This window comes from Acutalibacter intestini, from assembly GCF_034334985.1.
In the GTDB taxonomy this organism is placed as follows: Bacteria; Bacillota; Clostridia; order Oscillospirales; family Acutalibacteraceae; genus Acutalibacter; species Acutalibacter intestini.
The window spans coordinates 77,273-91,443 of sequence record NZ_JAWXXL010000011.1 but is presented as its reverse complement, the minus strand read 5'-3'; the positions used below and the strand labels follow the sequence as shown (position 1 = coordinate 91,443).

Annotated in this window: 11 protein-coding genes and 3 tRNA genes; 9 read left to right on the top strand and 5 right to left on the bottom strand. The window is 58.8% G+C overall.

The window, feature by feature from the left end:
* The first annotated feature begins 125 nt into the window (after nt 1-125).
* The 4 genes from U8U68_RS10320 (at nt 126) to larE (ending at nt 1,230) form a co-directional block, all read left to right on the top strand.
* Nucleotides 126-201: transfer RNA gene (locus U8U68_RS10320), tRNA-Lys, on the top strand.
* A 5-nt stretch (nt 202-206) separates the two neighbouring features.
* Nucleotides 207-281 (top strand) — tRNA-Glu (locus tag U8U68_RS10315).
* A 74-nt stretch (nt 282-355) separates the two neighbouring features.
* A tRNA-Asn gene (locus U8U68_RS10310) sits at nt 356-431 on the top strand.
* Between the two features lie 55 nt (nt 432-486).
* The gene (gene larE / locus U8U68_RS10305; RefSeq protein WP_322200731.1) at nt 487-1,230 is read left to right on the top strand and encodes an ATP-dependent sacrificial sulfur transferase LarE; all 744 of its coding nucleotides are present in this window, start codon (nt 487-489) and stop codon (nt 1,228-1,230) included.
* Between the two features lie 139 nt (nt 1,231-1,369).
* Here the strand turns inward: larE and U8U68_RS10300 are convergent, their stop codons facing one another.
* On the bottom strand, nt 1,370-3,082 hold the full coding sequence (locus U8U68_RS10300) for a sensor histidine kinase (protein WP_322200730.1): 1,713 nt from the start codon (nt 3,080-3,082) through the stop codon (nt 1,370-1,372).
* On the bottom strand, nt 3,057-3,761 hold the full coding sequence (locus U8U68_RS10295; RefSeq protein WP_322200729.1) for a response regulator transcription factor: 705 nt from the start codon (nt 3,759-3,761) through the stop codon (nt 3,057-3,059). The genes U8U68_RS10300 and U8U68_RS10295 overlap by 26 nt, the downstream gene beginning before the upstream one ends.
* An 893-nt stretch (nt 3,762-4,654) precedes the next feature.
* Between U8U68_RS10295 and U8U68_RS10290 the strand changes: the two genes are divergently transcribed.
* The 4 genes from U8U68_RS10290 to U8U68_RS10275 all read left to right on the top strand — a co-directional run bounded on the left by U8U68_RS10290 (nt 4,655) and on the right by U8U68_RS10275 (nt 9,281).
* Nucleotides 4,655-5,476 (top strand): polysaccharide deacetylase family protein, encoded by an 822-nt coding sequence (locus U8U68_RS10290; protein ID WP_322200728.1) that lies wholly within the window; start codon nt 4,655-4,657, stop codon nt 5,474-5,476.
* Nucleotides 5,477-5,726: 250 nt separating this feature from the next.
* Nucleotides 5,727-6,221, top strand: a complete 495-nt coding sequence (locus U8U68_RS10285) for a COG2426 family protein (RefSeq protein ID WP_322200727.1) — start codon at nt 5,727-5,729, stop codon at nt 6,219-6,221.
* Nucleotides 6,222-7,478, top strand: a complete 1,257-nt coding sequence (locus U8U68_RS10280; RefSeq protein ID WP_322200726.1) for a BaiN/RdsA family NAD(P)/FAD-dependent oxidoreductase — start codon at nt 6,222-6,224, stop codon at nt 7,476-7,478.
* Nucleotides 7,479-7,682: 204 nt separating this feature from the next.
* Nucleotides 7,683-9,281, top strand: a complete 1,599-nt coding sequence (locus tag U8U68_RS10275) for an NAD(P)/FAD-dependent oxidoreductase (protein WP_322200725.1) — start codon at nt 7,683-7,685, stop codon at nt 9,279-9,281.
* 267 nt (nt 9,282-9,548) lie between these two features.
* Here U8U68_RS10275 and U8U68_RS10270 read toward each other — a convergent pair whose 3' ends face one another.
* The 3 genes from U8U68_RS10270 to U8U68_RS10260 form a co-directional block, all read right to left on the bottom strand.
* A complete protein-coding gene (locus tag U8U68_RS10270) occupies nt 9,549-10,634 on the bottom strand; it encodes a phosphotransferase enzyme family protein (RefSeq protein WP_322200724.1) in 1,086 nt (361 codons plus the stop codon).
* Between the two features lie 47 nt (nt 10,635-10,681).
* Entirely contained in the window at nt 10,682-11,983 is a 1,302-nt protein-coding gene (locus U8U68_RS10265) for a hypothetical protein (protein ID WP_322200723.1), read from the bottom strand.
* A 228-nt stretch (nt 11,984-12,211) separates the two neighbouring features.
* Nucleotides 12,212-13,021, bottom strand: a complete 810-nt coding sequence (locus tag U8U68_RS10260) for a hypothetical protein (RefSeq protein ID WP_322200722.1) — start codon at nt 13,019-13,021, stop codon at nt 12,212-12,214.
* Nucleotides 13,022-13,315: 294 nt separating this feature from the next.
* On the opposite strand from U8U68_RS10260, the gene U8U68_RS10255 reads away from it, so the two are divergent.
* Nucleotides 13,316-14,167 carry a class II fructose-bisphosphate aldolase gene (locus U8U68_RS10255; protein WP_322200721.1) on the top strand — a complete coding sequence of 284 codons (852 nt, stop codon included), beginning with the start codon at nt 13,316-13,318 and terminating at the stop codon, nt 14,165-14,167.
* Nucleotides 14,168-14,171: the final 4 nt, after the last annotated feature.

Below are 14,171 nucleotides of genomic sequence, written 5' to 3'. Positions count from 1 at the left end.
TCAGCTTGGCAGTACTAATAGGCCGAGGGCTTGACCAAGTTTGTTCCCACCCTTGATTCGATTCCTTTCCTGCTTCTTTCGCTTTATTCAGTTTTTAGGGTACACGCCGGTTACGGCTTTTAGATGCACCATTAGCTCAGTTGGTAGAGCACCTGACTCTTAATCAGGGTGTCCCGGGTTCGAGTCCCTGATGGTGCACCAGATTCGGCCCGTTGGTCAAGCGGCTAAGACGAAGGCCTCTCACGCCTTAAACGTGGGTTCGATTCCCGCACGGGTCACCATGAGTTGTATGAGCCAAGTACTTGTCTTTTGTTTTCTAAGACTTTATGATGGCGCTGTATAATAACTCATTTATTCCTCCTTAGCTCAGCCGGTAGAGCATGCGGCTGTTAACCGCAGGGTCGTTGGTTCGAGTCCAACAGGGGGAGCCAAAAGAACTTGCAATTTAGGTTGCAGGTTTTTTTTTTGAATAAACAGGAGGTTGCTATGACTTTAGCGGACTTTTTCACAACATACCCCCGGGCGGCTCTGGGTTTTTCCGGTGGGGTGGACTCCGCCTATTTGCTGTATGCGGCCCTTGCCTGCCATGCCCAAGTGCGGCCTTATTATATAAAAACGGCCTTTCAGCCCGCCTTTGAACTGGCCGACGCCCAGCGCCTTTGTCAACAGTTGGGCGTGGAACTCCAGATTATTGAACGGGACATTCTCTCACTGGATTTGGTGTCCGCCAACTCCAAAGATCGTTGCTACCACTGTAAAAAGGCCCTGTTTTCCGCCTTAAAGGCCCAGGCACAGCTGGATGGGTATTCCATACTGCTAGATGGCACCAATGCCTCTGATGAGGCCACAGACCGCCCAGGAATGCGTGCTTTGGACCAGCTGAAAGTCCTTTCGCCCCTGCGGGAGTGCGGCTTAACCAAACCCCAGATTCGTCAGCTCTCCCGGGCGGCAGGGCTCTTTACTTGGGACAAGCCTGCCTATGCCTGCCTGGCTACTCGGGTGCCCACTGGCCAGCCCATTACAAAAGAGGACCTGCATCGAGTGGAAGAGGCCGAGAGCGCTTTGTCTGCTTTGGGTTTTAGGGATTTCCGGGTACGGCTTTTCCACGGGGGGGCCTGGATTCAGGTGCCGGAACCGCAGCTGGAATTAGTCCTTTCATTGCGCCAGGAGATTTTACAAAAACTCTCCGGCTCCTTTGACGCAGTGATGCTGGACCTGCAAATTCGATAAAAGAGAAATCAGCGGGGGCTTTGCCCGTAACATGAAAATAAACGCGGGGAAAAGGGCGATGGCTGTCATTGACAACCATCGCCCCGGTGTATGCTGTGATTATTCCAAACGAGAAAATTGTCTTTTGGGTTTCCTTTGGTTACGATAAGCCGCCTTCCTTTGTGCCATCATCCAGGTTGATAGGTTCTGGGGCGGCAGGCGGGCTTTCTACCTGTAGAATGGGAACCCTCTCGGGCCGAAGGGCCACCAGGGGGAACTGCACGGTCACGGTAAACATGTCCCCGTCTGTGCGCACAAAGAAGCTGCCTCCACAGGCTTCGGTAAAGCTCTTGGCAATGGACAGCCCCAGCCCGCTGCCCTCTGTGGTGCGGTTCTGGTCTCCCCGGACAAACCGGGCGGTTAGGTCCTCGCCGTTCATGGTAATCTCATTTTTGGAGATGTTCCGGATATTTACAAGGGCCTGGCCGCTCTGGGCGCTAAGGGTTACATACACCCGAGAGCCCTCTAAAGAGTACTGGGTACAGTTGCGGATAAGGTTTTGCAGCACCCGGTATAGCCGCTGGCCGTCGGCGTGAATGACCATAGGGACCTCGGGAATATCCACCCGCCATACCAGCTGGGACCTTTGAATGGTCTGCTCCATCTCCACCAGGGTCTGGCGCATCAGCCGTCCCAGGTCCAGGTCCTCCAGGTTTAAGCTGATGTTCCCGGTGGCGGCCTTAGACACCTCAAACACGTCCTGCACAATACCGCTTAGCCGCTGGGCCTTTTGGGCAATGGTGTTCACATAGTCCGCGGCGGTGGGGGGCAGGTCTGGCTCTTTCTTCAGCAGTTCCACATAACTGATGATAGAGGTCAGAGGGGTCTTGATGTCATGGGACACATTGGTAATCAGCTCAATCTTGGTGCGGTCCGCCTTTGTGCCCTCTTCCACCGCTTTCTGCACCCCGGTGCGGATCATGTTCAGCTGCATGGCGCAGTCATATAGGTTGGAGGTAGGGGAAACATGGTTTACGGCGTTCAGGTTGCCGCCGTACATTTCGGTGATCTGGTCCATCAGCAGGTTCCAGTCCCGCAGGTCCCGCTTTAGGGCCAGAATATACCACCACACCGTGCCCACAACGCCCACAGAGACAATAGACGTGGCTGCAAAGAGGATCTGAACGTAAAAGATAAAATGCTGGAAAACAAAAAGGCTGACCACATATAGGACCACCAGCCCGCCAATGATCCCTACTACCGAGTACACCCGGCGCAGGGCCCGCTGCTCAAAGGTGCTCATGGTCTCATAGCGGTTAACCCGGACCAGGAACGAGTGAAGAATATTGTGGCTAAAGAACCGCCGGTTTCGGCTAATGTCCAGGCAAAGCAGGTACACAGTAAGCACACACAGCACGGTAAGGGCAAAGGCTTTTTTCATGCCATAGCCCTCCAAAACGATCAGGAGGCTTAAGAGGAACAGCAGCCCCAGCGCTCCCAGCTTTAGCTCAACCCAAATTTTCCCCAGGCCCTTGGCCACCAGGTTCTCAAAGGCGTGGCGGTCCTGGCGGAACAGGAAAATCAGTACAAGGGCAGTGCCTAAAATAGCCAGAGCGCTGATAATCTGCACCGTATAGTTGTATACCAGGTCCTGGCGCGGTGCCTCTTCCACCACTGGGCCGGGATGAAAGTAGCCCTCGGCAGAGCCGGTAATTTCCTGCAAATGCCCGGCGGCAAAGCGCAGGGTATGGGGGTTGGCCAAAACCAGGGTGAAAAAAACCACCGCGCAGCAGGCGCCGCACAGCACCACCAGCAGACACAGCCAAGAGAGTAGCCCGGCGAAGGTATTAGTGTTTCTCGAATTTGTAGCCAATGCCCCACACCACCTTTAAGTATTCCGGTTCGCTGGGATTAATCTCAATTTTCTCCCGAATGCGCCGGATATGCACCATCACGGTATTTTCCGTGGAATAAGCGGACTCGTTCCATATTTTGCTGTAGATTTCTTCCGCCGGGAAGATGCGCCCAGGGTTGCGCATCAGCAGCTCTACAATTTTGGTCTCTGTGGCGGTCAGTTTAACAGGCTCGCCGTCTGCGTAGAGAACGTGTTCGTCCAGATGAAAGCGCAGCCTGCCGTTGATTATGACGTTTTCCCCCCGGGAGTTGATGTCTCCCAGGCTGGTGTACCGCCGCAGCTGGGACTTTACCCGGGCGGCCAGCTCCATAGGGTTAAAGGGCTTTGTCACATAGTCGTCCGCGCCCATCGAGAGGCCCAGTACTTTGTCGCTGTTTTCGCTTTTGGCAGAGAGGACAATAATGGGCAGGTTCTTGCCCTCGCGGATGCGCATAATAGCGGAAAGGCCGTCCAGCCTGGGCATCATCACGTCAATAATAATCAGGTGGATGTTTTTGGTGGTCACCAGGTCCAGGGCCTCCAGCCCGTCATAGGCCCGGAACACATTATAGCCCTCGCTCTCCAGGTTCAGGGCAATGGCCCGAACAATTTCCCGGTCATCGTCCACCACCAAAATGTTTTTTCCCTCGTTGTCCATAGAATTACCCCCTCTATAAGGAATAATGTGTTCAAAGGAACACAGGGAGAAGCCAAAAACGCGAAGCGAGAGTTAAGCGTACTTAACGCTTTCTCTTCTTGCCGCCCAAAAGCAGAGGCTTTCTCCAAGCGGATGGAATGAATAGATTGAATACCATACATATAGTATAGCCGATGAATCTTACAAATGGGCCAGGTATTTCTTACAAAAATCATACACCAATCCACTCCCAAAGTCAACCCAGCGCCCAGCGCCCAGCGCAAGCGCTGGACCCAATGTCGCGGAGTCGGGCGAAGCTGCGCCCTCGTCGGTGTAAACCATTGGCGTAGCCAGCGCGTTCCTCTGGGGGCTTCCGGCAGCGTGACGCTGCATCCACTTCGCGGAGGTCTCGTCTGCCGACTCGGTCGGGTCAGAACGGTCGCCACTGGCGACCTTCCCCGGGCGAAGCTGCGCCCTCCCTGGTGTAAACCGTTAGCATAGCCAGCGCGTTCCTCTGGGGGCTTCCGTCCCCCTGCCCGCGCTGGCTCGGCTAAAAAATATACAGCGGCAAGTGAGCCGGAGCGAACGCCCCCGCGATTAACGGTCCAGCGCCCAGCGCCCAGCGCAAGCGCTGGACCATTATCCACGGAATCGTTCGCTTGGGGCTCACTCGCCGCCGATAACTTCTAGCCAAGCCAGCGCGGACAGGGGGAGTACGCCGGAAGCGCCCAGAGGAACGCGCTGGCTCGGCTAACGGTTCGCTCCGGCAAGTGAGCCAAAGCGAACGCCCCCGCGACTAAAGATGCAACGCTTGCGTTGCCGCTTGCGCTGGGGGCCCGTATTGGCCAAAGAAAAAGTTCTGTCCTCTCCAAAATCTGCATAAAATGTCTAAGAAAAGCAAGGAGGGGTCCCCAATGAAGCGCATGATAAAAATGAAAAAAATGTATATGCTGATACCGGCCCTGCTGCTGGCCGCCGGGGCGGTGCTGGGGGCCGTGCTTTGGCCCAGGGCGAACCGGGCGCTGGCGGTTTCTGGAGAAATTACCAACTGGGGCCTAAGCTTTCAGCAGGAGGGCCAGCCCCCGGTGGCCAACGCCACGGCAGACTACCTGGCCCAGTTCGATAGCCTTTATTGCGCCCAAACCCAGGAAAAACTGCTGTACATTACCTTTGACGCGGGCTTTGAGAACGGCAACACGGAAAAAATTTTGGACGCGTTAAAAAACCACGGGGTAAAGGCCACCTTTTTCCTGGTGGGAAACTATTTTGAGACCCAGCCGGAGCTGGTGCGCCGCATGGTGGAAGAGGGCCACACCATTGGCAACCACACCTATAGCCACCCGGATATGTCCGCAATTGGGGACCAGGCCAGTTTTCAAGCAGAGCTGGCAAAAAACGAGGCCCTGTATCAGGACATTACCGGAGAGGAAATGCCAAAGCTCTACCGGCCGCCCCAGGGGAAGTTCTGCGAGAGCAACCTGAAAATGGCCCAGGCCCTGGGCTACCACACGGTTTTTTGGAGCCTGGCCTATGTGGACTGGTACCAGGACGACCAGCCCACCCCCCAGCAGGCCTATGATAAGCTGCTGCCCCGGGCCCACCCAGGGGCTGTGGTACTGCTGCACAGCACCTCGAACACCAACGGGGAGATTCTGGATGAGCTGCTGGGCAAGTGGGAGGACATGGGCTATACCTTCGGAGACCTGGAAGCCTACTTGCAATCCATGGGGAAATAGGGTATAATGGGTTCTATTGAACCCCAAGAGGAGCCCCGCCCCGCTCCAAGCGGAAGATGCGGGCGAATGAAAAAATCCCTAAAACCTCCCTGCCCCACCGGCTGCCCGCCACGTCCACTAACCCAGCGGGCCCACCAAAATTCCCCCGGAGGAAAAGTTTTTGAAGGTTCTTAGGAAACTTTTTACAAAAAGTTTCCTAAGCCGCCGGAGGCCAAAGCAACCTCACCAAAAATAAAGGAAGTAAAAAAGCATGGAACACATTGTAGAAGCCCTGGTCCGGCTGTTCAGCCAGACCATTCCCGCCGAACTGACTGTTTTCGTCCTCTCCCTGATGCCCGTCATTGAGCTGCGGGGGGGCATTTTGGCCGCCAAGCTGCTGGACCTGCAAATGCTGCCGGCCTTTTTCATCTGCCTGGTGGGCACCCTGCTGCCCACCCCCTTTATCCTGCTGTTCATCAACAAAATCTTTGACTGGATGCGCAATACCCGCTTTGTAAAGCTGGTGAACCGTATGGAGGAAAAGGGCCGGGGGAAATTTGAGAAAATCAACCGGTATAAGACCATTGGCCTGATGATCTTTGTGGCCATTCCCCTGCCTGGTACCGGGGCCTGGACCGGCTCGCTGGCAGCGGCCCTGATGAAGATGGACTTTAAATACGCCATGCTCTCGGTGGCCCTGGGCACGCTTATCGCGGACATCATTATGTGTGCGCTGTCCTATGGGCTGCTGGGGCTTGTGCTCTAAATGCGCAGGTGCAAGGTGGCGGTGGTGGGTGCCGGGGCCTCGGGGCTAATGGCAGCCCTGCACGCGGCCGCCGGTTTGAAAAAGCCCGGGGCCGTGCTGCTGCTGGAGGGCAACCCAAAGCCCGGCAAAAAGCTGCTGGCCACAGGCAGCGGCCGCTGCAACCTGACCAACCTGGACATTTCGCCGGGGCATTATCACGGAGACCCGGTTCCCCAGGGGCTGTGGCGGCGGTTTTCTGGGGAAACTATTTTGGCCCAGTTCCACCAGCTGGGCCTTTTAACCCGCCAGGGGACAGAGGGCCGGATGTATCCCAACAGCCTGCAAGCCGCCTCGGTGGTTCACGCGCTGTGCGGGGCCTGTGCCCAGGCGGGGGTAGAGACCCTCTGCGGTTATTTGGTAGAGGGCCTGGCCCCGGTGCGGGGCGGCTACCTTTTAACAGGACCCGGGGGGCAGGAGGTGTTTGCCCAGCGGGTGGTGCTTAGCTGCGGGGGAAAGGCCAGCCCCAGGCTCTCTGCCGGAGAGGGCTACCGGCTGGCCCAGGGGCTTGGCCATACGCCAACAGGGCTTGCGCCCTCTTTGGTGGGCCTGCGGGTGGGGAAAAAGCTGCCCCGGGCCTTAAAGGGCCTTCGGTGCAGGGCCAGGGCCGCGCTGACCCAAAACGGCCGGGAGCTGTATGGAGAGAGCGGCGAGGTGATCTTTGGCACAGAGACGGTTTCGGGCATCTGCGTGATGAACCTTACCGCCCGGCTGCGGGGGCTAAGCCAAAAGGGACTGGCCCTTTCTTTGGACCTGCTGGAGGACATGGGGGCGGAGGAGCTTTTGGCCTATTTGGAAAAGCGGAAAAGCCTTTGGCCGCAGCGCCCCGCCGGAGAGCTTTTGGCCGGAGCCCTGCCCCTTGGGCTGGGCTGGGAGCTGGTGAAAGCCGCTGGCATGGACCCGGACCGGGCCCTTTCGGCGGTAACAGAGAAAGAGCTGGCCCAGGCGGCGGGGAAAGTAAAGGGCTTTCGGCTGGAAATTTTGGGCCCGGATGGCTGGGAAAATGCCCAGGCCACGGCTGGGGGCGTGCCGCTTTGCCAGGTGGACCTGGCCACCCTGGAGTCCAAGCTGGCGCCGGGGGTCTACCTGACCGGAGAGCTGCTGAACGTAGACGGAGACTGCGGCGGCTATAACCTGCACTGGGCCTGGGTCACGGGGATTTTGGCGGGACAAGCGGCCGGCGGTAGGGCGGCCCGCAATTTTGGCGGGGCGCGCCCCTAGAGGTCTGTTTTAAAATCGGAGAAATGCTGGATTTTTGCGCAAGAAATCAGTGGGTTCCAGGGAAAAACGCAAGAAATGCTGGCGCCTTTCCAGACTTTTGGACCCAGAAGCCGCCATTTCTGGGCAAAGCAGACCGTGTTTTGGCGTTTTCAAACCAGCCCGAAAGACCGGGGCAAAACTATAAAGAAAGAGCGGGAAAAGGACATGTTGAGGATAAGCGGGCTGCGGCTGGGGCTGGACTTCACCGAAGCCGGGCTGCGCCAAGCGGCCGCCAAAAAGCTGCGGGTGCCAGAGGGGGCCATAGGCCAGGTTCAGCTGGTGAAAAAGTCTGTGGACGCCCGGAAAAAAGACCAGGTGTGTTTTGTCTGCGCTGCGGAAGTCCAGGTGGAGGGAGAGGCCCGGCTGCTGGCAAAAAGGAAAGACCCCGGGGTGCGGCTTGCAAAGCCCTATTGCTACCAGCTGCCAGAGGGCCCCGCCCCGGCCCAGCCCCCAGTGGTGGTGGGGTTTGGCCCGGCGGGGATGTTTGCCGGGCTAATTCTGGCCCAGTGCGGCCAGCGGCCCATTATCTTGGAGCGGGGCCTGCCCGTGGAGGAGCGGGAGCGGGTGGTACGGGCCTTTTGGCAGAGCCGCCTTTTGGACCCAGAGTGCAACGTGCAGTTTGGCGAAGGAGGGGCAGGGGCTTTTTCCGACGGGAAGCTGACCACCGGCACCGGAGACGGCCGCATTCGTAAAGTGCTGGAGGAGTTGGCCAGGGCCGGCGCGCCGGAGGAGATTCTTACAGACGCCAAGCCCCACATTGGCACAGACCGCCTGCCCGGGGTGGTACAGAAGATTCGGCGGCAGATCCTTGCCCTGGGGGGCCAGGTGCGGTTTTCCACCCGGCTGGTGGGCCTGCTAAGCCAAAACGGCCGGCTTCAGGGCCTGCGGGTGCAGGGCCCAGCGGGAGAGGCGGTGATTCCCTGCGGCGCGGCCATTCTGGCGGTGGGCCACAGTGCCCGGGACGTGTTCGCGCTGCTGGAGCGCGAGGGCCTGCCCCTAGCGGCCAAGGCTTTTTCGGTGGGGGTGCGCATAGAGCACCCGGCAGAGCAAATCGACAAAGCCCAGTACGGAGGCTTTGCGGGGCGCCCGGGCCTGGGCGCGGCGGACTATAAGCTGAACTGCCGCCTGCCTGGGGGCCGGGGGGTGTATACCTTCTGCATGTGTCCTGGGGGCACCGTGACCGGCGCGGCCTCGGAGCCGGGGGGTGTGGTGACCAATGGCATGAGCCCCTGGGCCCGGGACGGGGCCAATAGCAACGCGGCCCTGCTGGTGGGCGTGGGGCCAGAGGACTTTGGCGGGGCGGGCCCCCTGGCGGGGGTGGCCTTTCAGCAAAAGATAGAGCGGGCGGCCTGGCGGCTGGGGGGCGGGAATTATTCGGCCCCGGCCCAGCGGGTGGAGGATTTTCTAAAGGGCCGCCCCACCCTGCGTTTTGGGGCGGTACAGCCCACATACCTGCCAGGAGTGGCGGCGGGGGATGTGGCGGAATGCCTGCCGGACTTTGTCAGTGGAGCGCTGCGGCAGGCGCTGCCTCTTTTGGGAAAGCAGCTGGCGGGGTTTGACCATCCGGACGGGGTGCTAACAGCCCCGGAAACCAGAAGCTCGTCGCCCGTGCGGGTGCTGCGGGGAGAGGACTGCCAGAGCCTGGGGCTGCGGGGGCTGTTTCCCTGTGGAGAGGGCGCGGGCTACGCGGGGGGCATTATCTCGGCGGCGGTAGACGGCATCCGCTGTGCGGAAGCTGTGGTGCAGGGCGGAAAATTTTTATAAAAAAGAGCCCTCTCCACAGGGGAGGGGCTCTTTTTATCTCTTTTTAAAGGGATACCGCGCAATTCCAAAGTGCCGTATTGTCCTCGTCAGATCGTATAGATTGAGCGCCGGCAGTCTAGGGACTGACCAGCGAAATATACGCCGAAAAAGATGCAGGTAAGACGGCGCTTAAGGCCTTAGCCAGGAATTCTGTGGTGTTGCCGTAAGCTTTTTAGCCCAAAGGCCCCGGCCTGATCAGGGGGCCAGCCGGCAGGGGGGAAGCCCCTTTTATTTTCCCGCGGCCTGGGATACCATGCGGCCCATCTGGGCCCGGTGCTCTTCCATCTGCTTTACCAGGTGGAACTGGTTCCGGCAGCGGTCCAGGTTGTGGCCAGGGCGGGCGGTACGAAAATACACGTCGCCGTTTAGGTAGTCCGCCAAAAAGCGAATGCCCACTTCATAGGTCATGGCCCAGGCCCCATCGGGCAGGGTGTCCAGCTCGGCGGGGGTTAGGGCAGCCCCGGCAGAGGACAAAAAGCCCTGGGTGTAGGCCTGAAAAAGCCCCAGGTCAAAGCAAACCTTGTCAAGGTTTGCCTCGTCCTCGGCAGCGGTGGAAGCTCCGGCCCGAATGGAGTCCCCAAAGTCAAAGGCCGTCAGGCCCGGCATCACAGTGTCCAGGTCAATGACGCACACCGCCTTGCGGGTGGCCGCGTCAAAGAGGATATTGCTCATTTTTGTGTCGTTGTGGGTCACCCGCAGGGGCAGCTGGCCCTGCTCCAGCATTCCCATCAGCAGGCCGGCCCGCTCTGCCCGGGACAGGGCAAAGTCCATCTCTGCCGCAACCTCTTTCAGGCGGCCCTTAGGGTCCCTGGCGGCGGCGTCCCGCAGCTGCTGGACCCGGGCGGGCGTGTTGTGAAAATCTTTGATAATTTCGTGAAGCGTGGCGGCGGGGTAGCCGCTTAGCATGGCCTGGAACGCCCCAAAGGCCCGGCCCGCCTCTTCCAGCATATCCGGGCTGTCCGGGGTCTCGAAAGACAGGGTTCCGGCAATGTGCCGGGTGCAGCGCCAATGGTTGCCACTAGCGTCCACAAAAATGGGCGCGCCCTGGACCGTGGGGACAATTTGAAGGATCTCGCGGTCCGGGTCGCCGCCTTTTTCCAAAACCCGCTGCCGCAGGTAGCGGGTGACGCCCACCATGTTTTCCATAATATGGTCAGGGCGGGGGAACACAAAGCGGTTGATCCGCTGGATGATGTATTTTCCGGCCGCCAGGTAGGTATCGTTGATATGGCCGCCGTGGACAACCTCTAGGCAAGCGGCGGGGTCCAGGCCAAAAGCGGCCAGAACCGGGGGGGTAAGAGCAGTGCTGCTCATAGAAAAAGCGCTCCTTTTTGATAAAGTTAGTAAAAATTTCTATGGACTCAATACCGGAGATTGGTACGCAGAATCACCTCGTCCTGGGCGCCTGCCACCGTTAAGCTGCCGCTGTGGGCCAGGGCAATTTCCGCAGAGTTTTCCAGCCCCCGCAGTTCGCTGTCTTTCTCCGGGGCGTCGTCAAACAACCAGGACAAAAGCTCCGCAAAGCTTTTTCCCCGGGGGGAAAACCGCTTTTTTTCTGGCAGAACGCCGCTGTACACAGCCTCCAGCCGCAGGGCGTCCTCTCCGGGAATCACGGTAAACCGCAGGCGCCGCCGCCCTTCAAAGGCGGCCGCGTCCAGGCAGGCCCGGGTAAGCATCTCGTTTACCACAATGCACAGCTCGGCGGTGGTAAAGGGCACGTCGCCCATAGCGGCGCTGCACTGGAAATCAATGTCGTTCTGGGCCGCAAAGGCCGCTTTGGTGGCAATGACCGCGTTGAGATAGTGGTTCTCGTGGTAGCGCTCCAGAATCGGGTTCCCGGCGGCGTTGCGTTTTGTCATGTTTATGTACACAGGGATACGTTCCTGCTGGCCCTCGCGCATCAGCTGCACCACGGTGTCCAGGGCGTACTCGCCGGTTTTCTGGGCGGCGCGTACCTCACGAATCGCGGCCAGCATGTCCATGTAGTCGCCAGACTCCATTTCCATCATGTGGCGGCGGGCCTCCTGCTTGGCGTTTTCGGCCTGGCAGCGCCCGGCCTGGTACACGCTGCGCAGGGTGAAAAGCATCAGGGCATACACGGCCACAGCCACCAGCAGCCGCCCGGCGGGGGTGCGCACCCGCAAAACCAGGTCCAGCTGGCCTAAACACAGCAAGTACTGGAACACAGCGGCCAGTATCATGCCCACCATAAAGAAAGAGGGGCCCCGGTCCGCAAAGCGCTGTAGGGGCCGGTAAAGGCACAGGCCAAACAGCAGGTATAGAAGCAGCGTGGCTATTACAGAGATAATGCCCCCCGGCGCGCCTGCCACAGAAAAGGGCATAACCCCCAAAAGAAGGGGCAGGAACAGCAGAAGAAAGGCAAAGTTTGCCATACAGAGCATGGCCAAAAAGAGTTTTTGCAGCAGATTATTGGTCTGTATGAAAAAGGAGGCCCCAAAGAACAGCGCGGCCCCTGCCGCGCAGGGAAGCTGCTGGCTTAGCACAGGGCCCTGGGCCACCCCTTTGAGCAAAACAGAGGCCACGATGGAAAGGATATATACCCCGGCGGTGACCCCGACGGTGGCCCAAATGCGGTAGCGGTCCTGAAACAGGGTGATAAATAGCCCTGCCATACACAGAAAGATGACCGGGAAATAAACCATTGCAATACTCCTTATAGGTATAGTAACGCGACAGGCGGCTATACCGCCCGTTCCAAAGAGCGTCTGCCCCTTTGCGCGAACTATACGAAAATAAGCTGCGGACAAAGGTCCACAGCCTATTGTAGCATATTTTCCTATATAATACCAGACCTAAATGAAAAACAAACAAAAAAGAAATTAGAAAGGATCGAAATTTTGGTTTTGGGCGGCACAGCGCCAGCGGCGGGGCTATATTTTCAGGTCCATACAGGGGCAGCGCAAAAGGGCGGCGGGCTCGGTGGCCGTAGCGGCGGCATAGGCGGCCTTGGCCCGGGCCCGGCGGTATTTCCGCAGCTCGGGGGACTCGGGTTTAAACATGGGCGTCTTCTCCTCCCGCCGGGTCCGCTCCTTTTTCTCCCGCACCACTTTCTTTTTCCCGTTCCGGTCTCTGGCCACAGTGGTGGTTTTTCGCTTTACGGTATACTTCTTTTTGCTCCGGCGGGGCAAACGCCTGGCCTGGGCCTCTTCCTTGCGGGCCTTGGCCTGCTCGGCCTCATTGGGCAGCTGGCTGTATTCGCCCCGGCGGTAATAGTCGTTGGCGCTCTTGTTCAGCAGGTCGCAGCGCTCCAGCTGGCCCACCATGCGCTTCATTTTTTCTTCTTTGCTTAGGCTTGCGTCCCGCTCAATGGCCCGTATTTGGCTAAGGGAAGAGCCCACATAGCACATCTTCAGCCGCTGGACCTCCTCTTTGGTACGGCACATTTTCAGCCGCTGCTGGTAGATCCGCTGCTCCCGCTCGTTGGCTTCCAGCTGGGTGTAGGAGTCGGGGTCCTGGGTTTGCAGATAGAGGCGCTCTTGGGTGGTAAGTTTTTGGCCCGCAAAAACCTTCTGCTGAATGCCCCGCAGGCGCTGTTTGCTCTGCTCCTCGTCCTCTTCCTGGCAGGAGCCGTCCGGGCTGGGGGCCTTGTGGCTGGAGAAGTCCCCTTGGCGCTGCTTTAGCTCCCACTGCATTTGGAGTTTTAAATTTTTGGTATAGGCGTTGATGGAGCCGGTTGACATGGTGAGAACCTCCTGACAAAGGGACCGTGGAATATCGTGCTTTATTTGCCTTAAGCAAAACGATATGGCCGGCCCATAAAGATGGACCCCATGGGGCGGCGGGGAATTGGGGAAATAGCCGCTGGCCAGGGAAAAGAGAACCCTCTTATACAATAAGTCGGCGTAAAATTTGGAAAAATAACCCCAAACCCGCTTGCGCTTCTTAAAAAGGTGTGGTACAATCTCCTAAATAGCCGGGAACCCGGTGAAAAAATATTCTATTATTTTGTTTGAAATCATAGGAGGATTCGCAAAATGCCATTGGTAAAGGTGAAGGACCTGCTGGCCCATGCCACAGAGAACCATTACGGTGTGGCGGCTGTGAACGTGTTCAATTATGAGACGGTTAAGTGGGTGGCCCAGGCGGCCGGCCAAGAGAACATGCCGGTGATTATTCAGCTGTATCCCGGCTTTTCCGACTACATAGAGCTGCGGCATGTGGCGTCTATTGCCCGGGCCTTCGCGGAAGAGTCCCCTGTGCCCATTGCCGTGCACCTGGACCACTCCGCCAGCTACGAGATTGCCGTGGGAGGCATTAAGGCCGGGTTCCCCTCTGTGATGGTGGACGGCTCCGCCCTGCCGTATGAGGAGAACGTGGCGGTTACCGCCGCCGTGGTGCGCACCGCCGCTGTGTTCGGCGTCGACGTGGAGGCAGAGCTGGGCCACGTGGGCTCTGGCGCGCGGCTGGACGATATTGTCAACGCCGGCCACTACACCAACGTGGACCAGGCTGTGGAGTTTGTGCGGCGCACTGGCTGCGGGTCCCTGGCGGTGGCCGTGGGCAATGCCCATGGCGAGTATGTGCAAAAGCCCAGCCTGGATTTTGCCCGCATTGCCGCCCTGCGCAAGGCCCTGCCCGTGCCCCTGGTGCTGCACGGCTGCTCGGACATTCCCCACGAGCAGCTGCAAGAGAGCGTGCGGCTGGGCATGAGCAAGTTTAACATTGCCACCGAGTACTTCCGGGCCTGCGGGGCCAGCATTGCCGCCAGTGTGGAGAACGCCCAGAAGGGCGGCTTCCCCGGGCTGATGATGGACGCCGCCCAGGGGGCCATTGACTTTGTCCGGGGCAAAATGCGCCTGCTGAACCCGGACGGGGTCACACTGTAGGAGG